Origin of the sequence: Mesorhizobium sp. M1273 (genome assembly GCF_040318195.1) — a bacterium.
In the GTDB taxonomy this organism is placed as follows: Bacteria; Pseudomonadota; Alphaproteobacteria; order Rhizobiales; family Rhizobiaceae; genus Mesorhizobium.
Genome location: NZ_JAMYLV010000019.1, coordinates 54,940 through 81,786, shown reverse-complemented (window position 1 = coordinate 81,786; position 26,847 = coordinate 54,940). Strand labels below are relative to the sequence as shown.

29 protein-coding genes and 1 tRNA gene are annotated in these 26,847 nt (G+C 61.5%); 6 read left to right on the top strand and 24 right to left on the bottom strand.

The genetic code is table 11. From position 1 onward, the window contains the following. Window positions 1-10 precede the first annotated feature (10 nt). From plsY to NKH30_RS20325, 3 genes are read left to right on the top strand one after another with little or no spacing between them, the layout of a single operon-like run. Window positions 11-598, top strand: a complete 588-nt coding sequence (gene plsY, locus NKH30_RS20335; RefSeq protein ID WP_352682860.1) for a glycerol-3-phosphate 1-O-acyltransferase PlsY — start codon at window positions 11-13, stop codon at window positions 596-598. Then, window positions 595-1,719, top strand: coding sequence for a DNA-processing protein DprA (dprA, locus tag NKH30_RS20330; protein WP_352471678.1), 1,125 nt, complete (start codon window positions 595-597; stop codon window positions 1,717-1,719). The genes plsY and dprA overlap by 4 nt, the downstream gene beginning before the upstream one ends. A gap of 46 nt (window positions 1,720-1,765) precedes the next feature. Further along, window positions 1,766-2,161, top strand: coding sequence for a hypothetical protein (locus NKH30_RS20325; RefSeq protein ID WP_352996742.1), 396 nt, complete (start codon window positions 1,766-1,768; stop codon window positions 2,159-2,161). A gap of 88 nt (window positions 2,162-2,249) precedes the next feature. Here NKH30_RS20325 and NKH30_RS20320 read toward each other — a convergent pair. Next, window positions 2,250-2,325: transfer RNA gene (locus NKH30_RS20320), tRNA-Lys, on the bottom strand. 308 nt (window positions 2,326-2,633) lie between these two features. Between NKH30_RS20320 and NKH30_RS20315 the strand changes: the two genes are divergently transcribed. Continuing rightward, complete coding sequence (locus tag NKH30_RS20315; RefSeq protein ID WP_352471794.1) at window positions 2,634-3,110, top strand: BA14K family protein; 477 nt, start codon at window positions 2,634-2,636, stop codon at window positions 3,108-3,110. 78 nt (window positions 3,111-3,188) lie between these two features. Here NKH30_RS20315 and glpK read toward each other — a convergent pair whose 3' ends face one another. From glpK to NKH30_RS20240, 15 genes are all read right to left on the bottom strand, one after another. Continuing rightward, window positions 3,189-4,682, bottom strand: a complete 1,494-nt coding sequence (gene glpK / locus NKH30_RS20310) for a glycerol kinase GlpK (protein WP_352996741.1) — start codon at window positions 4,680-4,682, stop codon at window positions 3,189-3,191. A 145-nt stretch (window positions 4,683-4,827) separates the two neighbouring features. Next, window positions 4,828-6,555: an ABC transporter substrate-binding protein gene (locus NKH30_RS20305; RefSeq protein WP_352682868.1), complete on the bottom strand. Its 1,728-nt coding sequence runs from the start codon at window positions 6,553-6,555 to the stop codon at window positions 4,828-4,830. 78 nt (window positions 6,556-6,633) lie between these two features. Next, the gene (locus NKH30_RS20300; RefSeq protein ID WP_352471796.1) at window positions 6,634-6,900 is read right to left on the bottom strand and encodes a DUF2160 domain-containing protein; all 267 of its coding nucleotides are present in this window, start codon (window positions 6,898-6,900) and stop codon (window positions 6,634-6,636) included. A gap of 173 nt (window positions 6,901-7,073) precedes the next feature. Next, window positions 7,074-7,988, bottom strand: coding sequence for a carbohydrate ABC transporter permease (locus NKH30_RS20295; protein WP_352448784.1), 915 nt, complete (start codon window positions 7,986-7,988; stop codon window positions 7,074-7,076). Between the two features lies 1 nt (window position 7,989). Beyond that, on the bottom strand, window positions 7,990-8,856 hold the full coding sequence (locus tag NKH30_RS20290) for a carbohydrate ABC transporter permease (RefSeq protein WP_023674893.1): 867 nt from the start codon (window positions 8,854-8,856) through the stop codon (window positions 7,990-7,992). A gap of 1 nt (window position 8,857) precedes the next feature. After that, on the bottom strand, window positions 8,858-9,925 hold the full coding sequence (locus NKH30_RS20285; RefSeq protein WP_352996739.1) for an ABC transporter ATP-binding protein: 1,068 nt from the start codon (window positions 9,923-9,925) through the stop codon (window positions 8,858-8,860). A 9-nt stretch (window positions 9,926-9,934) separates the two neighbouring features. Continuing rightward, entirely contained in the window at window positions 9,935-11,014 is a 1,080-nt protein-coding gene (locus NKH30_RS20280; RefSeq protein WP_352996737.1) for an ABC transporter ATP-binding protein, read from the bottom strand. Between the two features lie 39 nt (window positions 11,015-11,053). After that, window positions 11,054-12,580 (bottom strand): glycerol-3-phosphate dehydrogenase, encoded by a 1,527-nt coding sequence (gene glpD, locus NKH30_RS20275; protein ID WP_352996735.1) that lies wholly within the window; start codon window positions 12,578-12,580, stop codon window positions 11,054-11,056. A gap of 125 nt (window positions 12,581-12,705) precedes the next feature. Further along, window positions 12,706-13,473: a DeoR/GlpR family DNA-binding transcription regulator gene (locus tag NKH30_RS20270; protein ID WP_352996733.1), complete on the bottom strand. Its 768-nt coding sequence runs from the start codon at window positions 13,471-13,473 to the stop codon at window positions 12,706-12,708. Between the two features lie 128 nt (window positions 13,474-13,601). Next, window positions 13,602-15,014, bottom strand: a complete 1,413-nt coding sequence (locus NKH30_RS20265; RefSeq protein WP_352872383.1) for a pyridoxal phosphate-dependent decarboxylase family protein — start codon at window positions 15,012-15,014, stop codon at window positions 13,602-13,604. Window positions 15,015-15,072: 58 nt separating this feature from the next. After that, window positions 15,073-15,804 (bottom strand): proteasome-type protease, encoded by a 732-nt coding sequence (locus NKH30_RS20260; protein WP_254817354.1) that lies wholly within the window; start codon window positions 15,802-15,804, stop codon window positions 15,073-15,075. A 31-nt stretch (window positions 15,805-15,835) separates the two neighbouring features. Next, window positions 15,836-16,630 carry a transglutaminase family protein gene (locus NKH30_RS20255; RefSeq protein WP_352448779.1) on the bottom strand — a complete coding sequence of 265 codons (795 nt, stop codon included), beginning with the start codon at window positions 16,628-16,630 and terminating at the stop codon, window positions 15,836-15,838. Window positions 16,631-16,691: 61 nt separating this feature from the next. Beyond that, the gene (locus tag NKH30_RS20250) at window positions 16,692-17,633 is read right to left on the bottom strand and encodes an alpha-E domain-containing protein (protein WP_023674885.1); all 942 of its coding nucleotides are present in this window, start codon (window positions 17,631-17,633) and stop codon (window positions 16,692-16,694) included. A 178-nt stretch (window positions 17,634-17,811) separates the two neighbouring features. Beyond that, entirely contained in the window at window positions 17,812-19,224 is a 1,413-nt protein-coding gene (locus tag NKH30_RS20245; RefSeq protein WP_352613762.1) for a circularly permuted type 2 ATP-grasp protein, read from the bottom strand. 172 nt (window positions 19,225-19,396) lie between these two features. After that, window positions 19,397-19,633 carry an Lrp/AsnC ligand binding domain-containing protein gene (locus tag NKH30_RS20240; protein ID WP_023674883.1) on the bottom strand — a complete coding sequence of 79 codons (237 nt, stop codon included), beginning with the start codon at window positions 19,631-19,633 and terminating at the stop codon, window positions 19,397-19,399. A 236-nt stretch (window positions 19,634-19,869) separates the two neighbouring features. Between NKH30_RS20240 and NKH30_RS20235 the strand changes: the two genes are divergently transcribed. Further along, on the top strand, window positions 19,870-20,289 hold the full coding sequence (locus NKH30_RS20235; protein WP_352455762.1) for a DUF4864 domain-containing protein: 420 nt from the start codon (window positions 19,870-19,872) through the stop codon (window positions 20,287-20,289). Between the two features lie 9 nt (window positions 20,290-20,298). Here the strand turns inward: NKH30_RS20235 and NKH30_RS20230 are convergent, their stop codons facing one another. The 8 genes from NKH30_RS20230 to coaD all read right to left on the bottom strand — a co-directional run bounded on the left by NKH30_RS20230 (window position 20,299) and on the right by coaD (window position 26,499). Further along, the gene (locus NKH30_RS20230; protein WP_352925237.1) at window positions 20,299-21,678 is read right to left on the bottom strand and encodes a glycosyltransferase family protein; all 1,380 of its coding nucleotides are present in this window, start codon (window positions 21,676-21,678) and stop codon (window positions 20,299-20,301) included. A gap of 221 nt (window positions 21,679-21,899) precedes the next feature. After that, window positions 21,900-23,030 (bottom strand): tRNA guanosine(34) transglycosylase Tgt, encoded by a 1,131-nt coding sequence (gene tgt / locus NKH30_RS20225; RefSeq protein WP_352996730.1) that lies wholly within the window; start codon window positions 23,028-23,030, stop codon window positions 21,900-21,902. A gap of 8 nt (window positions 23,031-23,038) precedes the next feature. Next, the gene (locus tag NKH30_RS20220) at window positions 23,039-23,308 is read right to left on the bottom strand and encodes a hypothetical protein (protein ID WP_352471691.1); all 270 of its coding nucleotides are present in this window, start codon (window positions 23,306-23,308) and stop codon (window positions 23,039-23,041) included. Then, entirely contained in the window at window positions 23,298-24,383 is a 1,086-nt protein-coding gene (gene queA, locus NKH30_RS20215; protein WP_352996728.1) for a tRNA preQ1(34) S-adenosylmethionine ribosyltransferase-isomerase QueA, read from the bottom strand. The genes NKH30_RS20220 and queA overlap by 11 nt, the downstream gene beginning before the upstream one ends. A gap of 12 nt (window positions 24,384-24,395) precedes the next feature. After that, the gene (locus NKH30_RS20210; RefSeq protein ID WP_352996726.1) at window positions 24,396-24,794 is read right to left on the bottom strand and encodes a hypothetical protein; all 399 of its coding nucleotides are present in this window, start codon (window positions 24,792-24,794) and stop codon (window positions 24,396-24,398) included. Beyond that, complete coding sequence (locus NKH30_RS20205; protein WP_254817363.1) at window positions 24,791-25,303, bottom strand: peptidylprolyl isomerase; 513 nt, start codon at window positions 25,301-25,303, stop codon at window positions 24,791-24,793. The genes NKH30_RS20210 and NKH30_RS20205 overlap by 4 nt, the downstream gene beginning before the upstream one ends. A 29-nt stretch (window positions 25,304-25,332) precedes the next feature. After that, on the bottom strand, window positions 25,333-25,923 hold the full coding sequence (locus NKH30_RS20200) for a peptidylprolyl isomerase (protein ID WP_352471695.1): 591 nt from the start codon (window positions 25,921-25,923) through the stop codon (window positions 25,333-25,335). A gap of 75 nt (window positions 25,924-25,998) precedes the next feature. Next, window positions 25,999-26,499: a pantetheine-phosphate adenylyltransferase gene (coaD, locus tag NKH30_RS20195; protein WP_352448768.1), complete on the bottom strand. Its 501-nt coding sequence runs from the start codon at window positions 26,497-26,499 to the stop codon at window positions 25,999-26,001. A 195-nt stretch (window positions 26,500-26,694) separates the two neighbouring features. On the opposite strand from coaD, the gene NKH30_RS20190 reads away from it, so the two are divergent. After that, window positions 26,695-26,847: a hypothetical protein gene (locus tag NKH30_RS20190; protein ID WP_352502504.1), complete on the top strand. Its 153-nt coding sequence runs from the start codon at window positions 26,695-26,697 to the stop codon at window positions 26,845-26,847.

Here is a 26,847-nt window from a genome sequence, read left to right as displayed (position 1 = left end):
CGGGGAAACAATGGCTTACAGTCCCGTCTTGGCATTGGTGTTCGGCTATCTTCTCGGCTCGATCCCGTTTGGCCTGCTGATCACCCGTGCCGCCGGCCTCGGCGACGTGCGCAACATCGGCTCCGGCAACATCGGCGCCACCAATGTGCTGCGCACCGGCAACAAGAGCTTGGCCGCGGCCACGCTTCTGCTCGACGCCCTTAAAGGCACCGCGGCGGTGCTGATCGCAGGCCGCTTTGCGCCCGAGTTCGGACTTTGGGCCGGCTTCGGCGCGTTTTTAGGTCATCTCTTTCCGGTCTGGCTCGGCTTCAAGGGGGGCAAGGGTGTCGCCACTTACCTTGGCGTGCTGATCGGCCTTGCCTGGCAGGCGGCGCTGATCTTCGCCGTCGTCTGGCTGGCGGTGGCCTTCCTGTTCCGCTTCTCCTCGCTTGCGGCACTGACGGCAGCAGTCGTGGTGCCCATGGCGCTGTATTTCCTGAGCACGCCGCAGATTGCCGGGCTTTTCGCGGCGATGAGCCTAATCGTCATCGTAAAGCACCGCGCCAACATTGCGCGGCTGCTTGCCGGCACCGAGGGTAAGATCGGGGCCAAGGAGTGAGCGAGCCCGACGCCGGGCCGCGCCTCAGCGACCGGCAGCGGCTGAGCTGGCTTCGTCTGATCCGCACGCCGAATGTCGGCCCGGCTTCCTTTCGCGACCTGATCAACCGGTTCGGTTCGGCCGAAGCAGCGCTATCGATGCTGCCCGAGCTGATGATTTCGGGGGGCGCCAAAAAAATCGTCCGCATCCCGTCCATTGCCGAGACCGAGGCGGAGCTGGAGACCGCCCGGCGGGCTGGCGCCCGCTTCGTCGGCATCGGCGAAGCGGATTATCCGCCGCTGATGAAAAGCATGGATCATCCGCCGCCGCTGCTCGCGGTCAGGGGCAATAGCGCGGTGTTCCGCTTGCCAGCGGTCGCCATCGTCGGCGCTCGCAACGCATCGCTGGCCGGCATCAAGATGGCGCGAATGCTGGCGGCGGATCTCGGCCGCGACGGCTATGGCATCGTCTCCGGCCTGGCGCGCGGCATCGATACGGCCGCGCACCAGGGCAGCCTTGCGACTGGCACAATCGGCGTGCTCGCCGGCGGCCTCGATTTGCCCTACCCGCCCGAAAATGCCGGCCTGTGCGACGAGATCGCCGAGCGCGGCGGCGCCATCATTTCCGAAATGCCGTTTGGCTGGCAGCCACGCGCACAGGATTTTCCGCGCCGCAACCGGCTCGTCGCCGGTGCTGCATTGGGATTGGTGGTGGTCGAGGCCGCACAGCGCTCCGGCTCACTGATCAGCGCCCGGCTTGCCGGCGAGATGGGCCGGCTGGTTTTCGCCGTTCCCGGTTCGCCGCTCGATCCGCGCGCTGCCGGCACCAATGGCCTGCTCAAGGACGGCGCCATCCTTGTCACCGAGGCCGCCGATATCACCAGTGCGATAGCGCCGCTGGTCGGCGGCTGGTCGCCAAGGACATCGCCGCTTGAAGAGCCGCCCGACTTTTCAGCAACACCGCCGCCGCGCGAGGACGACCGCGACCGCGTCGTCGAGGCGCTCGGCCCGACGCCGGTAGCAGTCGACGAGATCATCCGTCACACCGGCCTGCATCCCGCTCAAGTGTTCATGGTGCTGCTGGAGCTCGACCTCGCCGGACGGCTCGAACGCCATCCCGGCGGCAACGTCTCGCTGATCTGACCGAGAGCTTGCGCATGTCACCGCAAGCAATCCCGACGTGATTCCGATGGCCGATCCGAGCAACAAACCAAAGCAGATGCTGTTCACTCGTATGACGGCCCTCGTCTGGTCAGCACTGAGTGTCATGCTGGCGCTGCAATGGTCGATGGATCTCGGCATGTCGGGTTTTCCCGACGGCTACATAGCGCCCTTCGCAAGAGCGACCAGCACGCTTCTGGGCATTCTGACGGCAGCCTGCATGGCCCAGGGTCTCTACTTTTTCCTGGCCGGTGTGTTCGGCAGGAAGGTAAGCGCCGTCGGTCTTTGCCTGCAAATCCTTGCCGCAGCGGTTCTCACCGTGGTGCCAGTGCTTATCTTGAAGGATTGTCCGCATTCACAGCTGTGCAGCAGAGCGTATGAGGCGCTCACCGGCACGATGATGGACGATGGGGCGGGCGGCTAAAGCCACTGCATGCGTTCGGCACGAGGTTGTCACCCATGTCTTAGGTACAATCTGTTACCTATGTCTCCGGGTTGGACAATCTTGATTTTGGTGAGCGCGATGGGATTCGAACCCATGACCTACTGATTAAAAGTCAGTTGCTCTACCGGCTGAGCTACGCGCTCCCGCGGGCTCAGAAAGGCCGCCCTCGAAATTGCGCGGAACATAGGGAGAGTGCCTCTACCGGTCAACCGGAAAAAGACGGCTCCCAAACCGGACTTTCCTGCCGCGTCATCATGCCGTGCGGTGCGCTTCGGCGTTGACGGAACTGCCTCCCCCTCGCGCAAGGCCGAAGCTCGCGCTTTGCGGGACAAGCGCAAGCAGCGAATCGAGAGAACCTTTGCAGATCAGCAACTTGGGATTTTTGGCGGAACAATTTGCGCAGCCTGTCCGTTTTTCCGCGACAAGGGACATGCGTTTCAAGGAGAAGATCATGAATAGGATCATGTCGGGCCTGCTGGCGACCACCCTTTCGATCTCATTCGCTGCCGCGGAGATCGTGCCAGTCAACGCTCAGCCCAGCTATGCGCCCCCTGCCCAGGGGCTCACCTCGAATGTCCAGACCGTCCAGTACGAGCCGTGGCGGAGGCACCGGAGTTTCAATCGCGATTTCTCGCGTCGCGATTTCTCCCGTCGCAATTTTTCGCGTGACGACGGCATGTACTGGCGTGGCCATCGCGGCTATCGCTACTACCGTCCCGGCTACCGCCGCCACGGCGACTTCTGGTTCCCGCTGGCCGCGTTTGCTACCGGAGCGCTGATCACTGGCGCGATTGTCAACCAGAATCGTGTCTATCGTGGCGATGCCCACGTGCAGTGGTGCTATGATCATTATCGGAGCTATCGCGCTTCTGACAACACTTACCAGCCCAACTACGGTCCGCGCCGGCAGTGCCGGTCGCCTTACTGAGTCCCAGATTAGAGGCTGCAAGCCCGCGCCCGCAACGGCGCGGGTTTTTCATTAGTGCGAATCCGGTGGCATCCCTGCCTATTGCGCACTTAGCGTCCTGCGCACAGCGTGGCGCCAACCTGCCAGCTTGGCGGCACGTGTCGAAGCATCCATGTCCGGCTTGAACCGGCGCTCGAGCGCCCAGCTCCTGGCGAATTCCGCGGCCTTCGGCCAGACACCCGCCTTCGAGCCGGCCAGCCAAGCCGCACCGAGTGCTGTCGTCTCGAGAATTGTCGGCCGGTCGACCGGCGCATCGAGAATGTCGGCCAGCCGCTGCATCGTCCAGTCCGACGCCACCATGCCGCCATCGACCCTGAGCACGGTCTTGACCGAGGCGCCTTTCCAGTCCCGGCGCATGGCGTCAAGCAGATCGCGCGTTTGGAACGCAACGGATTCCAGTGCCGCGCGGGCAAATTCCGCCGGCCCCGAATTGCGGGTCAGCCCGAAGATGGCGCCGCGCGCCTCGGCATCCCAGTGCGGTGCGCCGAGCCCGACGAAAGCCGGCACCAGATAGACGTTCTGCGTTGGATCGGCTTCCGCCGCCAATTTGCCGCTATGCTCGGCCCTGCCGATTACCTTGATTCCGTCGCGCAGCCATTGCACGGCGGCGCCGGCGATAAAGATCGAGCCCTCCAGCGCATAGGTGGTCTTGCCGTTCAGCCTGTAGGCGATGGTGGTCAAAAGCCGGTTCTTAGAACGCACGAGATCGCTTCCGGTGTTGAGCAGCGCAAAGCAACCGGTGCCGTAGGTCGACTTCATCATGCCTGGCTCGAAACAGGCCTGGCCGATTGCCGCCGCATGCTGGTCGCCGGCCACACCGAGGATTCTGATCTCTGCACCAAACAGGCTTTTGTCGGTTATTCCAAAATCATCGGCACAATCTTTCACCTGTGGCAGCATTCTTGCCGGTATGCCAAGAATGGCCAGCAGCTCGTCGTCCCAGGCGTTTTGTTCGATGTTGTAGACCAGCGTGCGCGAGGCGTTGGTGGCGTCAGTGGCGTGGATCTTGCCGCCGGTCAGCCGCCAGATCAAAAAACTGTCGATGGTGCCGGCCAGCAGTTCGCCCTTCTCGGCGCATTTTCTGGCGCCCTTCACCTTGTCCAGCATCCAGGCGATCTTGGTGCCGGAGAAATAGGGATCGAGCAGCAGGCCGGTCTTTCTCGTGAATTTCTTCTCCAGCCCCAGCTTCTTCAGTTTCTGGCATAGCGGCGCGGTGCGACGATCTTGCCAGACAATCGCGTTGTGGATCGGCTTGCCGGTCTGTTTGTCCCAGATGACGACCGTTTCGCGCTGGTTGGTGATGCCGATCGCGGCGACTTCCGCTGCGTTGCGGCCGGCTGTCTTCAGCGCGGCCTTCACCGTTTCCACGACGCTTGCCCATATCTCCTCGGGATCGTGCTCGACCCAGCCGGAGGCCGGATAATATTGGGTGAATTCCTTTTGCCCGCTGCCGACGACCATCATCTTGTCGTCGAACAGGATCGCCCGGCTCGATGTCGTCCCCTGGTCGATTGCAAGGATATATCCGGTCATTCTCTCTCCCGTCGAAGCGAATTCAAGGTGCTGCGATGTCTCGACGCCAGATGGCGCGGAGCCGTTCACGCAAACAGGGGAGACGGCAACATGCCGCCTCCCCTGAGCATGGCGATGCGGGCGCGGACGCCCGCATCAAACGGTCCTATTGCTGCCAGCTCTTCACCAGCTCGTCGTAGTTGATGGTGACCGGCTTTTCCTTCTCGTTCTCGATCTTGAGCTGAGGAGCGAGATTGCCCTTCTTGACCGCGTCCGCATTCCAGTAGGCGAGGTCATGCTCTTCGGCCATCTTCGGGCCAATATCGCCCTGAACGCCCGACTTCTCGATGCGGCTCATCACCTTTTCCTGCTCGGCGCAGAGCGAGTCCATCGCTTCCTGCGCGCTCTTGGCACCCGACGAAGCATCGCCGATCGCCTGCCACCAGAGCTGTGCCAGCTTCGGATAGTCCGGCACGTTGGTGCCGGTCGGCGACCACTGGACGCGCGCTGGCGAGCGGTAGAACTCGATCAGGCCGCCGAGCTTTGGCGCACGTTCGGTGAAGCTCTTGTCGTGGATCGTGCTCTCGCGGATGAAGGTCAGGCCGACATGGCTCTTCTTCACGTCGACCGTCTTCGAGGTGACGAACTGCGCGTAGAGCCAGGCGGCCTTGGCGCGGTCGGTCGGCGTCGACTTCATCAGCGTCCAGGAACCGACGTCCTGATAGCCAAGCTTCATGCCGTCCTTCCAGTAGACGCCATGCGGCGACGGCGCCATGCGCCACTTCGGCGTGCCGTCGTCGTTCAGCACCGCCTTGGCGCTGGCGTCGACCATGCTGGCCGTGAAGGCGGTGTACCAGAAGATCTGCTGGGCAACCGCGCCCTGCGCCGGAACTGGCCCCGATTCGGAGAAGGTCATGCCTTGGGCTTCCGCCGGTGCATAGGCCTTCAGCCAATCGAGGTACTTCTGGATGGCATAGACGGAAGCCGGACCATTGGTGTCGCCGCCGCGCGCCGTGCAGGAACCGACCGGACGCGAATTCTCGTCGACCTTGATGCCCCATTCGTCGACGGGCAGACCGTTCGGAATGCCCTTGTCGCCATTGCCGGCCATCGACAGCCAGGCGTCGGTGAACCGCCAGCCGAGCGAGGGGTCCTTCTTGCCATAGTCCATATGGCCGTAGACCTTCTTGCCGTCGATCTCACGCCCGGTGAAGAACGCTGCAATGTCCTCATAGGCCGACCAGTTCACCGGCACGCCGAGGTCGTAGCCGTATTTGGCCTTGAAGTCCGCCTTGTTCTTCTCGTCGTTGAACCAGTCGTAACGGAACCAGTAGAGGTTGGCGAACTGCTGGTCGGGAAGTTGGTAGAGTTTCTTGTCGGGCGCGGTGGTGAACGAAGTGCCGATGAAATCCTTCAGGTCGAGATTCGGGTTGGTGACATCCTTGCCGTCGCCTGCCATCCAGTCGGTCAGGTTGCGCACCTGCTGGTAGCGCCAGTGCGTGCCGATCAGATCGGAATCGTTGACCCAGCCGTCATAGAGGTTCTGGCCGGTCTGCATCTGGGTCTGGATCTTCTCGACGACGTCGCCTTCCTGGATGACGTCATGCGTAACCTTGATGCCGGTGATGGCCGTAAAGGCCGGCGCCAGCACCTGCGATTCATACTGATGCGTGGCGATGGTTTCGGAAACCACCTTGATATCCATGCCGGCGAAAGGTTTCGCGGCATCGATGAACCATTGCATCTCGGCTTCCTGGTCGGCGCGCGAAAGCGTCGAAAGGGGCCCGATTTCCTTATCGAGGAAGGCCTTGGCCTCGTCCATTCCGGCATAGGCATTGCTTGCCCCGAGCAATAGGACAAGCGCAGTTGTTGATGTCAGGAATTGCCGTCGCATGTATTTCCTCCACTGTTAAAGTTCAAAGTGCGATCTGGATCGGCGGCCGGCACGCCGCCGTTCCAACAGTTTCCCCCTCTATACGTAGCGGAACACGCCGACGGCGTAGACCACGGAGAGAGCGAGAGCCCACCACAGATTGGGTCCGACTAGACCCAGCCAAGCGAGATGGATAAAGGCGCTGCCAAGCAGCGACAGGAACAGGCGGTCGCCGCGCGTCGTTTCGAACCGCAGCACGCCGACGCGCGGATTGCCGCCCGGCGAGACGTATTCCCACAACGCCATGCCGCAAAGCAGCAGAAAGATGGTTCCAAAGAAGGCCGCGGTCGGCCACGTCCAGGCCATCCACGAAAAATCGAGGTTGGACGAGAGGTTAAAGCCCCACAGGCGGATATTAGCCGGATCGCTGAAGCCTACCGTTATTGCCACGAAATCGATTTGAAGTGCCACCCAGGCCACGACGACCAGGGCGAGAAGCAGCACGGCCCACCACCATGGGCTTCTGTCGACCTGCTCCATTATACCCTCCCCAGGGCAAAGCCCTTGGCGATGTAGTTGCGCACAAACCAGATGACGAGCGCGCCGGGAATCAGCGTCAGCACGCCGGCTGCGGCGAGCAGCCCCCAATCCATGCCGGCGGCCGAAACGGTGCGGGTCATGGTCGCGGCGATCGGCTTGGCATCGGTTGTCGTCAGCGTACGGGCGATCAAGAGCTCCACCCACGAGAACATGAAGCAGAAGAAGCACGCCACGCCGATGCCGCTCGCAATCAGCGGCATGAAGATCTTGATGAAGAAGCGCGGGAACGAATAGCCGTCGATATAGGCGGTCTCGTCGATCTCCTTGGGTACGCCCGACATGAAGCCTTCGAGGATCCACACCGCCAGCGGCACGTTGAACAGGCAATGCGCCAGAGCCACGGCGATGTGGGTGTCGATAAGGCCGAAGGCCGAATAAAGCTGGAAGAATGGCAGCGCGAACACCGCCGGCGGCGCCATGCGGTTGGTCAGCAGCCAGAAGAACAGATGCTTGTCGCCGAGGAAGCGATAGCGCGAAAAGGCATAGGCAGCAGGCAGTGCCGCAGCCACCGAAATCACCATGTTCATAACCACATAGGTGATCGAGTTGATGTAGCCCGAATACCAGGACGCGTCGGTGAAGATGGTGCGGTAATTCGCCAATGTCGGTGCGTGCGGGTAGAGCGTCAGCGACGAGACGATCTCGCCATTGGTCTTGAAGCTCATATTGATGAGCCAGTAGATCGGCAAAAGCAGAACGATGATGTAGAGCGTCGGCACGATCCACCACCAACGCGACTCCTCGCCGCGACGGCGCATCAGCCGTGCGATCTCGTCCTGCCGTAGCGTGCTGGCGAGCCCTTCCGAAGCTGTCGTCTCGCTCACCCTATCGGCTCTCTCTTCGGTGCGGCTCATCTCAGCGCTCCGCGTCGTAATTGGTCATCACGGTGTAGAACACCCATGACAACAACAGGACGATAAGGAAGTAGACCAGCGACATCGCCGCCGCCGGGCCGAGGTCGAACTGGCCGAGCGCCGTCTTGACGAGATCGATCGAAAGAAAGGTCGTCGAGTTGCCGGGTCCGCCGCCGGTCACCACGAACGGTTCGGTGTAGATCATGAAGCTATCCATGAAGCGCAGCAGCACGGCGATCAGCAGCACGCGGTTCATCTTCGGCAGCTGGATGTAGCGGAACACCGCCCAGCGCGAGGCACCGTCGATCTTGGCCGCCTGATAAAAGGCATCCGGGATCGAGACCAGGCCGGCATAGCAGAGCAGAACGACGAGGCTGGTCCAATGCCAGACGTCCATGATGATGACCGTGACCCAGGCGTCGTATGGGTCTTGCACATAATTATAGTCGATGCCGAGCGCGTTGACGTAATAGCCGAGCAGGCCAATGTCGTTGCGCCCGAACACCTGCCAGATGGTGCCGACGACGTTCCACGGGATCAGCAGCGGCAACGCCATCAAAACAAGGCAAACAGGCACGCCCCAACCCTTCTTCGGCATATTGAGCGCAATGAAGATGCCGAGCGGCACTTCGATCGCCAGGATGATGAAGGAGAAGACAAGGTTGCGGATCATCGCCTGCCAGAAGCGGCTGGAGGAAAGCAGTTCCTCGAACCATTCCGTGCCGGCCCAGAAGAAGACGTTATTGCCGAAAGTGTCCTGCACCGAATAATTGACGACCGTCATCAGCGGTATGACCGCCGAGAACGCCACCAGCAGCAGCACCGGCAGCACCAGGAACCAGGCTCTGTTGTTCCAGGTCTTTTCCACTTCAGGCTCCCATCTCGACGCGCCAGGAATTGGCATAGATGTTGATGCCGGCCGGGTCGAACCGCACCTTCGGATCAGCCGGAACTGTCTCGTCCTCGCCGATGACGGCGGCGATCTCGCGCCCTTCAAGATTGGCACGGACCACCTTGTGGCGGCCGACGTCCTCGACCTTGCTGATCCGGACGGCCATGCCCTGGCTGCCTAGGCGCACATATTCGGGACGGATGCCGAGTTCGATGGCGCCGCCGCCCGCCTTGGGCACGCCCGGCAGTTCGATCTGCTGCGAGCCCAGCTTCGCTGTCTTGCCGTCGATCGCCACCGGCATGACATTCATGCCGGGCGAGCCGATGAAATAGCCGACAAAGGTGTGGCGCGGGCGCTCGAACAGCTCTGCCGGTGTGCCGATCTGCACGATTTCGCCGTCATACATGACGACCACCCTGTCGGCGAAGGTCAACGCCTCGGTCTGGTCGTGCGTGACATAGACCATGGTGTAGCCGAAGCGGCGGTGAAGCTGCTTCAACTGCGAGCGCAGCACCCATTTCATATGCGGGTCGATGACTGTCAAAGGCTCGTCGAACAGGATGGCGTTGACGTCGGAGCGCACCAGCCCGCGTCCGAGCGAGATTTTCTGCTTCTGGTCGGCGGTCAGTCGGCGCGCCTTTCGTTTGGCCATATCGGCCAGCCCGGTCATCTCCAGCGTCTCGCGCACCTTGCGGTCGACGTCGGGCTCCGGCACGCCGCGATTGCGCAGCGGGAACGCCAGATTGTCGTAGACGGTCATCGTGTCGTAGATCACCGGGAACTGGAAGACCTGGGCGATGTTGCGCTCTTGGGTCGACAGATTGGTCACGTCCCTGCCGTTGAACAGCAGCTGGCCATGCGAGGGATGCAGCAATCCCGAAATGATGTTGAGCAGCGTGGTCTTGCCGCAGCCGGATGGGCCGAGCAGCGCATAAGCGCCGCCATCCTCGAACGTGTGGTGCACTTCCTTCAGCGCGAAATCGGCATCCGTGCGCGGGTTCTGCAGATAGGAGTGGCGGATATGATTGACATCGATGCGCGCCATCGCTTCCTCCTAGGCCGCCAGCTTCGGCGCGGCCACGGCGCGGCCGTGCTCGTCGAAGACCATGATGTGGCGCGGGTCGATGAACACCTCGACCTCCTCGTCCGGCTCGAAGTCGCGAATGCCATGGGTCAGCATGACCCAGCGCGCATCGGCAAAATCGAGATGGACGAAGCTTTCCGATCCGGTGATCTCGGTGATCGTCACCTTTGCGCGCACCGGCACTGCGGCGGCGTTGGGCCGATCGAGGGACAAATGATGCGGCTGGAAGCCGATCGTATAGATCGCATCGGCAATGCCGAAGAGTTCCGCCGGCACCGGCAATTTCACGCCGCCCTCGAGCAGGAAATCCAGACCCTTCTTGGCAAGCACGATGGTGTTGAGCGGCGGATCGGCGAAGGTTCTCGCCGTCACCAGATCAACCGGTTTGCGGAACACTTCGATGGTCGGCCCGAACTGGGTGATGCTGCCTTCGGAAAGCGTCGCCGTGTTGCCGCCGAGCAGCAAGGCTTCGTGCGGCTCGGTCGTGGCATACACAAAGATTGTACCGGCGGCCGCGAAGACTTTCGGCAGTTCCGCGCGTAATTCTTCGCGCAGCTTGTAGTCGAGATTGGCGAGCGGCTCGTCGAGCAGCACGAGGCTGGCATTCTTGACGATCGCGCGGGCCAGCGCGGTGCGCTGCTGCTGGCCGCCCGACAGACTGAGAGGCGTCCGGTCGAGATAGGGCGTTAGTTTGAGAAGGGCGGCGGCATTGCGCACCTCCCTGTCGATCGTTGCCTGATCCGTGCCGGCCACCCGCAGCGGTGAGGCGATGTTTTCGTAGACCGTCATCGCCGGATAATTGATGAATTGCTGGTAGACCATGGCGACGTTGCGCTTTTGCACCGGCATGCCGGTGACATCCTTGCCATCGAACCAGACCGAGCCCGAGGTCGGCACGTCGAGGCCCGCCATCAGCCGCATCAGGCTGGTCTTGCCGGAGAGCGTCCGCCCGAGCAGGACGTTGAGCGAGCCGTGCTGAAGCGTCAGCGAGACGTCGCGGATATGTTCCGCCGCACCCACCGTCTTCGTCACGTTTCTCAGTTCAAGCATGATGCCTCCTCCCAGGCTTTCTGCATCAGTCGGCCGTTCCTATTCGGCAGCCGCTACGTGCTGCCGGCTTATTCCGCGCATGAACTCGTCGAGCACTGCCGCCTGCTCACGGCTGAGACGCAGGCCGCGCTTGGTCCGGCGCCACAATACATCCTCGGCAGTCATCGCCCATTCGTTTTCGACGAGGTAGCGCACCTCGGCTTCGTAGAGATCGGCGCCGAAGTTGCGGCCAAGATCGACGTTCGACTTGGCGAGGCCCAGCAGCTTCCTTGCGCGGGTGCCGTAGAGCCGGGTCAACCGGCGGGCCAGCCGGGCGTCGAGGAACGGGTACGCCGTTTTCAGTTTCGCCACCTCGGCATCGAAGCCGGTGACGGGAAAGTCACCGCCAGGCAGCGGCGCGTTTGCCGTCCATGGTTTGCCGCGCTTGCCGAGAAAACCCTCGATCTTCTCGAGCATCGATTCCGACAATCGGCGGTAGGTCGTGATCTTGCCGCCAAAGGCGTTGACGATCGGGGCGGCATCCTCGCCTCCATCGGCCTTCAGCACATAGTCTCGGGTGGCTTCCTGCGCCTTTGAGGCGCCATCGTCGTAGAGCGGTCGCACCGCGGAATAGGTCCAGACGATATCCGACGGCTTGACCGGCTGCGCGAAATATTCGCTTGCCGCAGCGCAGAGATAGCCGATCTCGGCGTCACTGATCCTGACGTCGTGCGGATCGCCGGGATAGTCACGGTCGGTGGTGCCGATGAGCGTGAATTCGTCCTCGTAAGGGATGGCGAAAATGATGCGCCCGTCCTTGTTCTGAAAGAAATAGGCGCGTGGGTCGTCGAATTTCTTGCCCACGACGATATGGCTGCCTTGTACGAGGCGGACATTGTGCACGTCGTTCAGGCCGACGGTGGCCGACAGCACCTGATCGACCCACGGGCCGGCGGCATTGACCAGCAGCCGCGCCTTGACCTCCTCGGTATCGCCGGTCCGCACATTTTCAAGCCTGACCGTCCAGAGATTGCCTTCGCGGCGTGCGCTGACGACCTTTGTTCGGGTTCGAATGGTTGCACCGCGTTCGGCAGCGTCGCGGGCGTTCAACACAACCAGCCGGGCATCGTTGACCCAACCGTCCGAATATTCGAACGCCTTTCGAAACAGCGGCTTCAGCGGCTTGCCGGCCGGATCCTTAGCCATGTCCAGCGTTTTCGTCGGCGGCAGCAATTTGCGCCCGCCAATATGGTCGTAGAGGAAAAGCCCGAGCCGGATCAGCCAGGCCGGACGCAGCCCCTTGGCGTATGGCAGCACGAAGCGCATCGGCCAGATGATGTGCGGCGCGTTCCTCCACAGGACCTCGCGTTCCATCAGCGCTTCGCGTACCAGGCGGAATTCGTAGAATTCGAGATAGCGCAAGCCGCCATGGATCAGTTTGGTCGAGCCGGAAGAGGTCCCGCTGGCCAGATCGTTCATCTCGGCAAGAAAGACCGAAAAGCCACGTCCAACGGCATCGCGGGCGATGCCGCAGCCATTGATGCCGCCACCGATGACGAAAATGTCATGAATCGGTGATGCGCTCAAAGAATCCTCCCTCGATTTCGCATAGCAGCATTTTTGGGTTCTTGCGAAACCGTACGGGAATTATTTCGAAATGATAACGAATGTCAAACGAAATGTGATAGGCGGAAGATGCCGCGACGGCATCTCTAGGATAGCGACGTTTCGATCAGCTGAACTTCTGCCTCCTGGCAGATCTTACGCACCGACGGGATGTCGCAACGATCGGTGATAAAGGTGTTGACCTGCGACAGATGGCCGATGCGGACGGGCGCGGTGCGCTCGAATTTGGTCTGGTCCGACACCAGGATCACATGTCGGGCGTTGGCGATGATCGCCTGAGCCACCTTCACCTCGCGAAAATCGAAGTCGAGCAGTGCGCCGTCATGGTCGATGGCCGAGGCGCCGATCACCGCAAAATCGACCTTGAACTGCCTGATGAAATCGACCGCGGCCTCGCCGACCACACCGCCGTCGGAACCGCGCACGACACCGCCGGCGATCACCACCTCGATCGAAGGATATATGCGCATCCTGTTGGCAACATTGATGTTATTGGTGATGACCATCAGGCCGCTGTGATCGAGAAGCGACTTGCTGACAGCTTCCGTCGTTGTCCCAATATTGATGAACAGAGACGCGTTGTCGGGGATCAGCCGGGCTGCTGCGCGGCCGATCGCCTCCTTCTCCTCGGCGGCGATCTTGCGCCGAGCCTCATATTCCATGTTCTCGATGCCGGAGGGGAACAATGCCCCGCCATGGATGCGGGACAAGAGCCGCTGGCCGCAGAGATCGTTGAGATCCTTGCGGATCGTCTGCGGCGTCACGTTGAAATGCGTCGCCAGCTCCTCGACCAGTACGCGGCCATGGTCCTTGGCCATCTGGATGATTTCGGAATGACGCGGCGACAGATACATCTAGCAACCTCTCATTTTCGTTTTTCTCGTCTATAGCTGAAAACGAAAGCCATGAACAGGTATGGGCCGGCTAATGAAAATCGGGCGACTGCAGCGAGAAAAGCTCCGGTGCAATCTCGACGAGGCTATCAACTCAGCCCCCGCGCGATCTCAGTGATGACCGAGAAAGCAGTATCGACGTCCGCCGCAGTCGTTTCGAACTGCCCGACCTGAAAGCGGATCGCCACCTGCCCGTCCACCCGGGTCTGCGTCAGGTAAATGCGGCCGTCATCGTTGATCGCGCTGACCAACCGCAAATTGTGCTCGTCAGAGTCGATGGCCGCAGCCGCGAGATGGCGGAATGAGAATAGCGACAGCATGGGTTCCGTGACGATCTCGAAATCCGGTTCCCGAGCCAGCCGCGCGGCGAGGCTCTCGCTCCAGGCAACATGGTTGCGGATCATGTTCCGCAGATTTTCCAAGCCATACGCACGCAGCAGGAACCAAAGTTTCAGAGCGCGGAACCTCCGTCCGAGCGGCACCGACCATTCGGAGTAGTTGATGACCCCGTCGCGGCCATGCGTTTTCAGGAATTCGGGCTTGATCGCCAGCGTGCGGACCAGCTCTTCCGGCTGGCGGATGAACTGCATCGAGCAATCGAACTGTGCCCCCAACCATTTATGCGGGTTGAAGACGATGGAATCGGCATTTTCGGCGCCGGTCCAGAAATGCCGGAACTCGTGGCAGATCATGGCGGAGCCGGCCCATGCGGCATCGACATGCAGGTAGAGCCCGTGCCGCTTCGCCACCTCGGCAACAGCCGCCACATTGTCGGTGCCGCCGGTACTTGTGCCGCCGACGCTGGCGATGATGCCCGCCGGCAGCATGCCGTTTTCGCGGTCGGTAACGATCGCGGCTTCCAGAGCCGCCGTCTGCATGGCGCGGAAGCGTCCGGCGACCGGAATGCGCACGAGGTTCGCCTCGCCGATGCCCGACACCCAGATCGCCCGGTCGATAGAAGTATGGACCTGGTCGGAAGAATAGATCCGCACGACCGGCTGCCCTTGCAAGCCGTTCTTGTTGCCTTGCCAGTCGAGCGCGCGCTCGCGCATGGTCAGCACGGCGGCAAGCGTCGCCGATGAAGCCGAATCCTGCATGACGCCGGAAAATCCCTCCGGCAAACCAAGCGCCTGCCGCATCCAGTCGACGACACGCGTCTCGAGCTCGGTTGCCGCCGGCGAGGTCTGCCAGAGCATGCATTGCGCGGCCATCGCGGAAACCAGATACTCGGCCACGACGGAGACCGGTGCCGCGTTAGCCGGGAAATAGGCGAAGAAACGCGGATGCTGCCAGTGCGTCATGCCCGGCAAGATCTTTTGTTCGAAATCGGCGAAGATTGCCTGCATCGTTTCGCCGTCTTCCGGCGGCGCGGCATCGATGCTTTTGAAGATTTCGCCCGGCTCGACAAGCGGCCGCACCGGTTTTTCGCGAAGGCTGTTTCTGTAGTCGGCGCCCCATTCAGCCGCTCGCAGCGACCATTCGCGGAATTCGTTGCTATTCATCTTCGCCTCCGTAGCGCCTCATCGAGCCGCGATCAAAGAGCACGAAAAACGAAGGTTTTCATTCGGGAAAATCAGGCAGACTGGCAAAGGCGGTCTTCAGCGCGTTCGACCAGCTATCCGAGATCGTACGATAATATTGATCGTCCTGGGTTATTCGCTTTTTGAGGCCGACCTTGAAAGTGTCCTTTTCATAGAACAGCAGGTCGAGCGGCAGGCCGACCGACAGGTTCGACTTCAGCGTCGAGTCGAACGACACCAGCAGCAACTTCACCGTCTCGGCGAAACTCATGGTCCTTTCATACGCACGGATAATGATCGGCTTGCCGTATTTGGTCTCACCGATCTGGAAGAACGGCGTGTCGTCGGTGGATTCGATGAAATTGCCTTCCGGATAGATCATGAACAGGCGCGGCGCGCTGCCCTTGATCTGACCGCCGAGGATGAAGGAGGCGTTGAAGTAGGAATCCGCCTTTTCGCCCGCCGGCGACGAACTGGCGATGACCTCCTTGACGGTGTCTCCGACCAACCGGACTGTCTGGTACATGGAGGGCGTTTCGAGCAGTGTGGCACGGCGCTCCGCCACTGCCTTGGTGCGTTCGTCGAGCAGGCTGACCACGGCCTGCGTCGTCGCCAGATTGCCGGCCGACATCAAAACGATGACGCGCTCGCCCGGCTCTTCCCAGACATGCATCTTCCTGAAGGTCGAGATCGAATCCATGCCGGCGTTGGTGCGCGTGTCCGACATGAACACGAGCCCGCGATCGATCTTCAGGCCGACGCAATAGGTCATCGAATCTCTTTGGCAACAATCTTGCCGGGGATTACTGCTCCACGGTGACGGTGACCGCAAGCTGTTCTTCCGCCTGTCCCAGCCGAATTCCAGATACCGGCGTGGCGTCGCGATAATCGCGGCCGGTCGCCACCTTCACATAACGCTCGTCCGGAGAAATGCCGTTGGCGACATCGAAGGCGACCCAGCCGAGGCCCGAGACATGCGCCTCGGCCCAGGCGTGGCTTGCCGCCTGCTCGATGGCCGCATCCATCATCAGGTAGCCGCTGATATAGCGGGCCGGAAAATCCATGGCACGCGCCGCGGCAACGAAGATGTGGCTGTGGTCCTGGCAAACGCCGGTCTTGAGCGCCAGGGCCTCTTCGGCCGGCGTCGTCACGTTGGTGGTGTCCGGCGTATAAGCGACGCGCTCGCCGATCACCGCCATCAACCGGTGCAGCCTTTCGATGTCGGTACCCTTGCCGACCGAGGCAGCAAGCTCGCGAATGCCGCTTCCGATCGTCGTCAGCGGCGTTTCCTGGCCGAACAGCCAGAGCGGCGCGAAACCCTGGTGCGGTCCGCAGACGCCAGCGGTGTCGCGCGTCACCACTTCGCCGGCTGCTTCGACGGTGATGAAGTCGCGCTCGCCCTCGACGCTCAACAGCCGGGTATCATTGCCGAAATGGTCGGTGAAGCGCACTTCCTCGCGTGCGCCTTCGATCCTCAGCGCCCAGGACAGCACCGTCTGGGTGCGCCCGTTCACCGGGAGCAGCCGCAAACGCTGCAACAGATAATGCACCGGCGCATCGTAGCGGTATTCCGTCAGGTGGGTGATCTTCAGCCGCATCGCACTCGTCCCTGGAGCATGAGCTTTTCCGAAAACCGGTCTCCGCTTTTTGGGGTCATGCTCAATAGAACCTGTAATCCTGCGCGATCTCGTCGCCGAGCCTGGTGTTGTCGCGGATGAAATTGGCCAGGAATTCGTGCAGGCCGGCGTCGAAAATATCCTTGATCGACCCGGCCGTCAGCATGGCCTGGGTCTTGGCAGCCGTCGCATGGCAGGCGTGGCGCTCCCCATAGTCGTCACCCAGGAATTTGAGATGCTCCGTCAGGAAGCGGTAGCAAAAGGTCAGCGAGCGCGGCATGCGGACGTTGAGGATCAGATAATCGGCGATGTTGCTCGGCTTGTAGTCGGCATCATAGACCCAGCGATAGGAACGGTGCGCCGACACCGAGCGCAGGATCGATTCCCACTGGTAGTTGTCGAGCGTCGAGCCGACCCAGGAGATCGACGGCAACAGCACGTAGTATTTCACATCCAGGATACGCGCGGTGTTGTCGGCGCGTTCGACATACGTGCCGAGCTGCGAAAAATCGAAAATCTCGTTGCGCAGCATCGTGCCGTAGAACGAGCCGCGGATCAGCGCCGTCTCGCGCTTGATTGCGTCGAGCGCGTTGGGCAGGTCGCGCTCGTCGATCGGCTTGGCCAGCATCCGCTTCAGCGACATCCAGGCTTCGTTGATGCTTTCCCAGGTCTCACGCGTCAGTGCGGTACGCACCATGCGGGCATTGTTACGGGCCGTTTCGATAGACGACATCGTGCTCGACGGGTTCGATGTGTCGCGCAGCAGATAGTCGGCGACATTGGCGGCGGTGTAGTCGGAATATTTCTGCGTGAAGCTGGCGTCCGAACCGGCGCTGAGCAGCACCGAATTCCACTCCTCCGAAGCGTTCTGGGTACGAGTCAGCGCCATGCGCAAGCCGGCATCCACCAGCCGCGCCATGTTTTCCGCCCGCTCGATGTAGCGGTTCATCCAGTAGAGCCCGTTGGCGGTGCGGCCGAGAAGCATGTCAGGCGGTCCTGTGGTGAATAGTGAAAGGTGAATGGTGAATGGTGACTATCCGGATTCCAGGGCACGATTCCGCGCGCTTCACTTCAGGGCATTTCACCAACATCAACGACCCACATCCTTACCTATTCACTATTCACTATTCACTATTCACTATTCACTATTCACTACTTTCACTCTAATCATCCAACACCCACGTATCCTTCGTGCCCCCGCCTTGCGAGGAATTGACGACCAGCGAGCCTTCCTTGAGCGCTACTCGGGTCAGCCCGCCGGGCACGATCTGGATACGGTCGGAAACCAGCACATAGGGGCGCAGATCGACATGGCGCGGCGCCAGCCCCTTGTCCGTCAGGATCGGACAGGTCGACAGCGCCAGCGTCGGCTGGGCGATGTAGTTCGACGGTTTTGCCGCGAGCTTTTTGGAAAACTCTTCGCATTCCTTCTTGGTCGCCGCCGGACCGACCAGCATGCCGTAACCGCCGGAGCCGTGGACTTCCTTGATCACCAATTCGTCGATGTGTTCGAGCACGTATTTCAGGCTGTCCGGCTCCGAGCAGCGCCAGGTCGGGATGTTGCCGAGGATCGCCTTGCGGCCGGTATAGAATTCGACGATTTCGGGCATGTAGGAATAAATCGCCTTGTCGTCGGCGATGCCGGTTCCCGGCGCATTGGCGATCGTGATGTTGCCGGCGCGGTAGACGTCCATAATGCCCGGCACGCCAAGTGCCGAGTCGGGGCGGAAGGTCAGCGGATCGAGGAACGAGTCGTCGACACGACGGTAAAGCACGTCGATCTGCTTGTAGCCCTCGGTGGTGCGCATCGCGACATGGCCATCGACGACGCGCAGATCCTGCCCCTCGACAAGCTGCACGCCCATCTGGTCGGCAAGGAAAGCATGTTCGAAATACGCCGAGTTGAAGCTGCCCGGCGTCAGCACGGCAATGGTCGGCGCGCCCTTGGTGCTTTGCGGCCGCACTGCCGCCAGCGACTGGCGCAAGAGCTGCGGGTAATTCTCAACCGGCCGCACCTTGATCTGCTGGAACAGCTCGGGAAAGAGCTGCATCATCGTCTCGCGGTTCTCCAGCATGTAGGAGACGCCGGACGGCGTGCGCGCGTTGTCCTCCAGCACGTAGAACTCGTTCTCGCTGATGCGTACGATGTCGACGCCGATGATGTGGGTATAGACGCCGGCCGGCGGCCGCACCCCGATCATCTCGGGCAGGAACGCCTCGTTCTTGGCGATCAACTCCTTCGGCACCCGGCCGGCGCGTAAGATCTCCTGGCGATGGTAGATGTCGTCGAGAAAGGCGTTCAGCGCCTGGACGCGCTGCTCGATGCCTTGCGTCAGCCGTCGCCATTCGTTGCCCGAAATGATGCGCGGAACGATATCGAAGGGTATCAGCCGCTCCGATGCTTCCTGCTCGCCGTAGACGGCGAAAGTGATGCCTGTCTTGCGAAAGACGCGTTCGGCGTCCTGCATCTTCTCGGTAAGTCTGGCCGGGTCCTGTTCCTTCAGCCAGCGATCGTAAGCCGAATACGGTTTTCTCAGCCCGGAAACTTCCGGAAGCATTTCATCGAACGCTGCCAATCGCATACTCCCCTGTGGCGCCATTTCACTGACCTGGCTGGAGAAAATCAAGCGCAATCGGTGATTTGTTGGGCGCCGGCGATCAGTATATCGCACTTGCCTAAAATTAAGGCAGCACCAATAGGGCCTTGATCAGGCTTTGCCTGGTGTCCGGGCAGATGCCGGATGCGGATCAAAACGCGCGAAAGGTGACGACCGTGAACGTGTCCTTGATGCCGGGAAGAATCTGCACTTTCTCGTTGACAAAGTGGCCGATGTCTTCCTCGTCGTCGACATAGAATTTGGCGAGCAGGTCGTAGTTTCCGGCTGTCGAGTAGATTTCCGAAGCGATCTCGGCATCGGCCAGGGCGCTGGCAACGTCGTAGGCCTTGCCCAGATCGCATTTTATCTGCACGAAAAATGCCTTCATTGCCTGGTCCTGCTCACATCGCACGCTCTAATCGAGCGGCCCTTGTGGCAGACTGCCGCCCGGCTTTCAAGCATCGGCAATCGCTCAGGCTGTTCTCGCCTCGACAATGCTTTCTCGGCTCGGACACGGACTGCCACGCCGAATGTTTGCGCTCGGCTGAAACCCTGAAGCACTGCAAAGCGTATGGTATCATGTACCTTCAGGCAGCGATTTCTCAGGGACAACGGAGACAGGCCATGCGCCGCGCGTTTTTCGCATTCGCAGTCGTTCCATTCATTTTCGCATCCCAGGCCTTTGCTGGCGACGCCGAAGTCAAAGCGGCGCAGACAGTCATCGATGGGCAGTTGAGGGCCTTCATCGCCAATGACGGAATGACGGCCTACAGCTTTGCCGCACCGAATGTGAAACGCATCTTTCCGACCGTCGATACCTTCATGAACATGGTGACAAAAGGGTATCCACCGGTGCGCCAACCGCAGACCTACTCCTTCGGCAAGGTTCGTGAGACGAGCCCGACGTCGATCATCCAGCAAGTGCTGATCGTCGGCCCGGATGGCAAGGACTACGAGGCGGTCTACACGCTCGAACTACAGCCTGACGGCAGCTTTCGGATCACCGGCTGCAGCCTGCGTGCGTCCACGTCGCTCAGCACCTAAAGGGGTGTTTCAATCCTGTCGCCGGTAGAGCGTCCAGCTCAGGCCAGAAAACCCCCAATGCCTCGACGCATCGGCCCGTTCATACGCCAGAGCGCATGCGGCCGTCGGTTGGACATGTTCGGCTTGTTTGTCCACGTCCCCCTCGAGGACCAGCCAGGCGGGCCGTTCGGTGCACATCCCGTCGTCTGGAACCAGCAATGCCCGACGATCCATTCGCGCCGCAAAATAGTTGACGACAATCGGGGTGCGGAAATTACCGTCGCTGGCATAGGTGGTTGCGCCGTTCCTGGTCATTTCATCAACGATAGCGGCGTAGGAGCCGCGTTCAAATTTATAGAACTGAAGCAGCGACGAAATGCTTCCACTCACCACGATCGCCAGCGCTCCCATCGCAAGCAGCCTGGCAGTCCCGCGAGCATCCAAGCCCCGGCCAATCATCTCGCCGGCCCAGAGCAGCAGCAATGTTCCGCTGATGATGAAATAGCGCGGGAACTCAAGGTTGGGCAGATGCGCCGCCGCCATGAGCAAAGGCAGTCCGATAATCCCGATGGCATAAAGGCTGGCTCGACGACCGCGCCAGACACCGGCGGAGAGGCCGACAAGACCGCAGGCGGCAACTATATAAGGCCCGTCGCCAAACCAGGGTGGCAGGCCGAACAGAGAGCGGATCATCCCGCCATAGCCCTGCGCGAAGGCGGCAATCGAGAATGGCGAAACACCACCGACACTGAAGCCGAACAGCCTGCAGCCGACAAACACGCCGACAGCCAGCGGCAGCACGGCAAGCAAGCCCGGCAGGAAGATCGACGCCAGGTCCGCAACGACGCGGCCGACCTTCGCCGTACGCTGCCAGGCGAGCCAGGCGGTCCAGATTGCGAGGACCGCCACCATTCCGATCATTGTGAGATGGCACAGGAAGCCGAAAAGGATCGCCGCTGCCAAGGCCGCGCCAGACCACCGTCTATTGTCGAGCCGGCGCTCCAGAAAAACCACCGAGAGCAGCGTGAACAGCACAAGGCCGGCATAGCCGCGCGCCTCCGAGCCGTAATGGACCATTGGGTAGCTCACGGCAAACAACAGGCTTGTGGCAATCATCGCCTGTCGTCCGCGCGATGCGGCGCTCGCTGCCGCCGCACCGATCGTGGCAACACCTAATGCTATCGACAGACCTCGCTGGATCAGCGGCGAAGCATCGGGGCCAATGAGATAGAGATAGACCGAGTTGAGGAAATGATTGTTGTCGTGATTGACGCGCCAGAATATCTGGTCGATCGAGGTCAGCGGCTCGATCAGCGCAAAGCTCCAGATCTCGTCCAGCCAAAGGTCGCCGCGCGCGCCAAGCAAGCGCAAGACCAGGCCGGTCACTGCGATCGCCAGAATCGCAAGCAACGACCCAGCCCTCCATCGCTGAACCGCGATGGGGGTCGAAGGCGAAGGCTCGGCGATGCCGTTCGTCCGCACCGTCGTGCCAGGAACTGAAACTTGCCGCGAAACGAACAGGTTCTTGATCCTCGCCCGATGTCGTCCGGCAATGCTTATTGGGCAGTCGTTTCAAAACAGTTCATGGCAGGGACAACTCCTCCCTGGAGCCGGATTCCTGGCGAGCATGCCTACCGGACGGCGAGGTCACCGTTTGCCCATTGCTGCGTGATGATCTCGGCTTCTTCGGCGAACCTGCCAGCCTCGATCGCTTCACGAATGTCGCGCATCAGCTGCTGGTAATAGGACAGATTGTTCCAGGTCAGGAGCATCGCCCCAAGCGCCTCTTGCGAGCGCACCAGATGATGCAAATAGGCCCGCGAATAGTCGCGTGCGGCCGGGCAGTCGCTTTCCTCATCGAGCGGACGCGGATCGTCGGCATGGCGGGCGTTGCGCAGATTGACCTTGCCGCGCCGTGTGTAGACCAGGCCGTGGCGCCCTGCCCGCGTCGGCATCACGCAGTCGAACATGTCGATGCCGCGCGCCACCGACTTCAAAATGTCGTCCGGGGTGCCGACGCCCATCAGGTAGCGCGGCCGGTCAGCCGGCAGCTCCGGGCAAGTGATGTCGAGCATCTCCAGCATCACCGCTTGCGGCTCGCCGACAGCCAGCCCGCCGATCGCGTAGCCCTTCAGCTCCATTGCCTTCAGCGCCTGCGCCGAGCGCAGCCGCAGATCCGGCACGTCGCCGCCTTGCACAATGCCGAACATCGCCTTGCCGGGCTGCTCGCCGAATGCCGTCTTGCAACGCTCGGCCCAGCGCAACGACAACTCCATGGCACGCTCGATCTCGTTCTGCTTGGCCGGCAGAGCCGTGCATTCGTCGAGCTGCATCTGGATGTCGGAATCGAGCAGCCCCTGGATCTCTATCGAACGCTCCGGCGACATCTCGTAGGCGCCGCCGTCGATATGCGAACGGAAGGTAACGCCGTTCTCGGTCAGTTTCCGCAGCTTCGACAGCGACATCACCTGGAAGCCGCCGCTGTCGGTCAGGATTGGATGCGGCCAGCGGGCGAATTCATGCAGGCCGCCGAGCCGCGCCACGCGCTCGGCGCCGGGTCTTAGCATCAGGTGGTAGGTGTTGCCGAGGATAATGTCCGAGCCGAGGCCGCGCACCTGATCCATATACATGGCCTTCACCGTGCCGCCGGTACCGACCGGCATGAAGGCAGGCGTGCGGATTTCCCCGCGCGGCATGGTGATTGCACCACGCCGCGCCCTGCCGTCGGTCGCCAGCACCTTGAAGGTGAATGCGTCAATCATTGAATTCCCTAGCCATCGAACTCCTTGTCGAATACCGGCGCGTCCGGGGCCTGCTTGTCGAGTGATTGCCGGTAGCGGATGCAGCCGCGCATGAATTTCGGCCACGGCGGCACGGCAATCGCCGGGTCGGTCTTTTCGGGCAAAAGTGACCAGAGGTCGGGATGGTGCCAGCACAGATCATGGCCGGTGGCGTCGCGGTGTTGGCGGATGCCGGCGCGCAGTTTCCTGACCTCGGCGATCAAGGCTTCCCGGTCGAAGGTTTCCAGGTCATCGTCCATCGGTATCCTCCCTGAACAGAAGACTTGCGTCTCCATAGGAATAAAACCTGTAGCGATTCTCGATGGCATGCGCATAGGCCGCCCGCATCGTCTGCAAACCGCAGAAGGCCGAAACCAGCATGAACAGCGTCGAACGCGGCAGATGGAAATTGGTCATCAGCAAGTCTGCGGTCTTGAAACGATAGCCGGGCGTGATGAAGATGTCTGTCGGGCCTGACCATGCGGCCAGCCTGCCGTCCTCGCCAGCCGCGCTCTCCAATAAGCGCAGCGATGTCGTGCCGACAGCGATAATGCGCCCTCCTTTTGCTTTCGCCGCATTCAGCGCCTCGGCGGTTTCCGGGCTGACCGAACCGGTTTCGGCGTGCATCTTGTGGTCGGCGGTGTCGTCCGCCTTCACCGGCAGGAACGTGCCGGCGCCGACATGCAGCGTGACGAAACGGCGCTCTATGCCCTTGGCGTCGAGCGTCGCAAACAGCTCCGGCGTGAAATGCAGCCCTGCCGTCGGCGCGGCGACCGCGCCCTCCTCCCTCGCATAAATGGTCTGATAGTCGCTGCGGTCGCGTTCGTCGTCGTCACGCTTGGAGGCGATGTAGGGCGGCAGCGGGATGTGGCCGACTGCATGCAGCGCCTCGTCGAGGAACGGACCTGACAGGTCGAAGCCGAGCAGCACCTCGCCGCCTTCTCCCTTCTCGATCACGGTCGCGTCGAGCTGGCCGAGAAGGCAGGAATTGGCGTCATGACCGAAATGGATACGATCGCCGGCGGCGATGCGCTTGCCCGGACGCATGAAGGCGAGCCAGCGGTCGGGCGCCATCCGCATATGCAGCGTGGCTTCGACCTGCGCCGCCGCCTCGCCGCGCCGCCTGATGCCTTTCAGCTGTGCCGGAATGACCTTGGTGTCGTTGAAGACCAGCACATCACCGGCCTCGAGCAGGGCTGGCAGGTCGCGCACCGTCCGGTCTTCGAGCCCCTCACCCGGCCTGACCACCAGCATCCTGGCACTGTCGCGCGGCTCGGCTGGGCGAAGCGCGATGCGCTCCTCCGGCAGATCGAAGTCGAAAAGGTCGACGCGCAAGAGATCCCCGCCTCAAGGTTCCGGGCAGGTCACCGCCCAGGCGCCGACACCGTCTATGCTCAATGTGCCGCCCATCGCGAAGCTGGACTGCTCGCTGGCCTTGACCAGCCGCAATCTGGCGACGATCGAGCTGAGGCCCTCATCAGTGAGATCGATCAGCATGCGCTCGTCGTCTTCGAATGCCTGTCCAACGATGACTTTCGTTGAGCCTGGCTGTCCGTCCGTGGTCCATGTCTTGCCGCCGGCATCCAGCCACACACGCGCCACCGCAATGACGGCCGTGTGTCCCATCAAAACATCAATCGATGCCGCGCCGCCGTCGGCGCTGCAGACGATCGATTCCGTTGCCAGCGCCGGAGTGGCCGCCGCGGCGAGCATAATTGCGATGGCCGCGACAGCCCGGCTGGTCATTTCACGTCGGCCGCGACCTTGAGCGATACGATCTTGTCAGGATCCTGCACCGGTTCGCCGCGCTTGATCTTGTCGACGTTGTCCATGCCTTCGATGACCTGGCCCCATACCGTGTACTGGCGGTTGAGGAAGGCGGCATCGTCGAAGCAGATGAAGAACTGCGAATTGGCCGAGTTCGGGTTCTGCGAGCGCGCCATCGAGCAGGTGCCGCGGCCGTGGTTGGCGTTGGAGAACTCGGCCTTCAGATCGGGTTTGTCGGAACCGCCAGTGCCGGCGCGCGATGGCGCGAAAGACGGCTTGTTGGAATTGCCGAACTTCACGTCGCCGGTCTGCGCCATGAAGCCGTCGATGACGCGGTGGAAGACCACGCCGTCATAGGCGCCTTCGCGCGCCAGCTCCTTGATACGGCCGACATGGCCGGGCGCCAGATCTGGAAACAATTCGATGACGACCTTGCCCTTGGTCGTGTCCATGATAAGCGCGTTCTCGCGGTCCTTGATTTCGGCCATGTCAGAAATATCCTTTTGAACAATTGGGGTTACTTGCCGTCCGCGGCGATGCGCACCTTGATCATGCGATCGGGGTCGGTCACCGTCCCGTTCTGCGCCTCGTCGCCTTTCTTGATGTGGTCCACCAACTCCATGCCGCTGACGACATTGCCAACGATGGTGTACTGGCCATCGAGCGGCGGTGCCGGCGCGAACATGATGAAGAATTGCGAATTGGCGGAATTCGGATCGTCGGAGCGGGCCATGCCGACCACGCCGCGCTGGTAGTGCTCGGTGCTGGAGAATTCGGCCGGCAGGTCAGGAAGATCGGAGCCGCCGGTGCCGACAGCGTCGGCATTGAAGCCGCTCTTCATGTTGCCGAACTTGACGTCGCCGGTCTGCGCCATGAAGCCGTCAATGACGCGGTGAAAGGCGACGTTGTCGTAGGCGCCCTGGCGCACCAGCTTTTTGATCTGCGCGACGTGCTTCGGCGCAAGGTCGGGCCTCAGCGCGATGGTCACGTCGCCGTCCTTCAGCGTTACGATCATGGTGTTTTCCGGATCGGCGGCAAAGGCCGACACGGATGCGGTCACAAGACCGGCAAGCACGGCAAGCAAGAAGGCAAGCTTTTTCAGCTGCATGGGATCTTTCTCCGAATATCTTCGTTCATGCATGTCGTTACCCGAAGCCGGGTTCCACTTTTGGGTGACATGCATCTATTTCGCGAATTTGGCGGTGAGCGCGCCGGCCACGGCCGCCGGCACGAAGGGGCGGATGTCGCCTCCCATCGAAGCTATCTGGCGCACAAGTGTGGCGGTAATGGTGCGCACTGAAGGGCTGGCGGGCAGGAACACCGTCTGCAGCTCCGGCGCCATGGTCTCGTTCATGCCGGCCATCTGCATCTCATAGTCAAGGTCGGTGCCGTCGCGCAGGCCGCGGATCATGATCGAGGCGCCATGCTTCCTGGCCGCGTCGATTACCAACCCGTCGAAGGCGACTACTTTGATACGCGCACCGTCGCTGCCGAATTCCGCCTTCGCGGCCGTTTCGATCAGGCCAACCCGTTCCTCGAAGGAAAATAACGGCTTCTTGCCGGGATGGATGCCGATCGCCGCATAGATTGTATCCGCCACGGCCAGCGACGCCTTCAGCACGTCGAGATGGCCGTTGGTCAGCGGGTCGAAAGAGCCGGCATAAAGGGCGATGCGTTCGGTCATGGCAGGTGCTTCTAGCGAGCCTCTCTCCTAAAGGCAAATCCGATAGCCAGCCCGCGCCGTGAACCTTTTGGCCGACGTGAACGACAGATGAATGTGCCGCTCACAACAGCTTCACGCAGTGTTCACTAAGTTGCAGCTGCAGGAGATGAAACCAAACACCCATCTAATCGTTGTTAGGCGCAGGAGAACACGCACATGCTGATCTACATGCTCGCCACCGCAATGACCGTCGCCATGCTGATCGCCACCCTATTCGGGTTGCATCAGGAAGCACAGCGCGTCCGCGCCAAGGCCAATACCAAGCGGTTCGAAGGCTTCGGCAACCGCAGGCCTTATCGCCGCTTCTAG

Coding starts and splice junctions, on each gene's coding strand:
- plsY (WP_352682860.1), top strand. CDS start 11: ATGGCTTACAGTCCCGTCTTGGCATTGGTGTTCGGCTATCTTCTCGGC.
- NKH30_RS20325 (WP_352996742.1), top strand. CDS start 1,766: ATGGCCGATCCGAGCAACAAACCAAAGCAGATGCTGTTCACTCGTATG.
- NKH30_RS20315 (WP_352471794.1), top strand. CDS start 2,634: ATGAATAGGATCATGTCGGGCCTGCTGGCGACCACCCTTTCGATCTCA.
- glpK (WP_352996741.1), bottom strand. CDS start 4,682: ATGACCGGATATATCCTTGCAATCGACCAGGGGACGACATCGAGCCGG.
- NKH30_RS20305 (WP_352682868.1), bottom strand. CDS start 6,555: ATGCGACGGCAATTCCTGACATCAACAACTGCGCTTGTCCTATTGCTC.
- NKH30_RS20300 (WP_352471796.1), bottom strand. CDS start 6,900: ATGGCCTGGACGTGGCCGACCGCGGCCTTCTTTGGAACCATCTTTCTG.
- NKH30_RS20295 (WP_352448784.1), bottom strand. CDS start 7,988: ATGAGCCGCACCGAAGAGAGAGCCGATAGGGTGAGCGAGACGACAGCT.
- NKH30_RS20285 (WP_352996739.1), bottom strand. CDS start 9,925: ATGGCGCGCATCGATGTCAATCATATCCGCCACTCCTATCTGCAGAAC.
- NKH30_RS20280 (WP_352996737.1), bottom strand. CDS start 11,014: ATGCTTGAACTGAGAAACGTGACGAAGACGGTGGGTGCGGCGGAACAT.
- NKH30_RS20270 (WP_352996733.1), bottom strand. CDS start 13,473: ATGTATCTGTCGCCGCGTCATTCCGAAATCATCCAGATGGCCAAGGAC.
- NKH30_RS20265 (WP_352872383.1), bottom strand. CDS start 15,014: ATGAATAGCAACGAATTCCGCGAATGGTCGCTGCGAGCGGCTGAATGG.
- NKH30_RS20260 (WP_254817354.1), bottom strand. CDS start 15,804: ATGACCTATTGCGTCGGCCTGAAGATCGATCGCGGGCTCGTGTTCATG.
- NKH30_RS20255 (WP_352448779.1), bottom strand. CDS start 16,630: ATGCGGCTGAAGATCACCCACCTGACGGAATACCGCTACGATGCGCCG.
- NKH30_RS20250 (WP_023674885.1), bottom strand. CDS start 17,633: ATGCTTCTCGGCCGCACCGCCAACGGGCTCTACTGGATGAACCGCTAC.
- NKH30_RS20240 (WP_023674883.1), bottom strand. CDS start 19,633: ATGAAGGCATTTTTCGTGCAGATAAAATGCGATCTGGGCAAGGCCTAC.
- NKH30_RS20235 (WP_352455762.1), top strand. CDS start 19,870: ATGCGCCGCGCGTTTTTCGCATTCGCAGTCGTTCCATTCATTTTCGCA.
- tgt (WP_352996730.1), bottom strand. CDS start 23,030: ATGATTGACGCATTCACCTTCAAGGTGCTGGCGACCGACGGCAGGGCG.
- NKH30_RS20220 (WP_352471691.1), bottom strand. CDS start 23,308: ATGGACGATGACCTGGAAACCTTCGACCGGGAAGCCTTGATCGCCGAG.
- NKH30_RS20210 (WP_352996726.1), bottom strand. CDS start 24,794: ATGACCAGCCGGGCTGTCGCGGCCATCGCAATTATGCTCGCCGCGGCG.
- NKH30_RS20205 (WP_254817363.1), bottom strand. CDS start 25,303: ATGGCCGAAATCAAGGACCGCGAGAACGCGCTTATCATGGACACGACC.
- NKH30_RS20200 (WP_352471695.1), bottom strand. CDS start 25,923: ATGCAGCTGAAAAAGCTTGCCTTCTTGCTTGCCGTGCTTGCCGGTCTT.
- coaD (WP_352448768.1), bottom strand. CDS start 26,499: ATGACCGAACGCATCGCCCTTTATGCCGGCTCTTTCGACCCGCTGACC.
- NKH30_RS20190 (WP_352502504.1), top strand. CDS start 26,695: ATGCTGATCTACATGCTCGCCACCGCAATGACCGTCGCCATGCTGATC.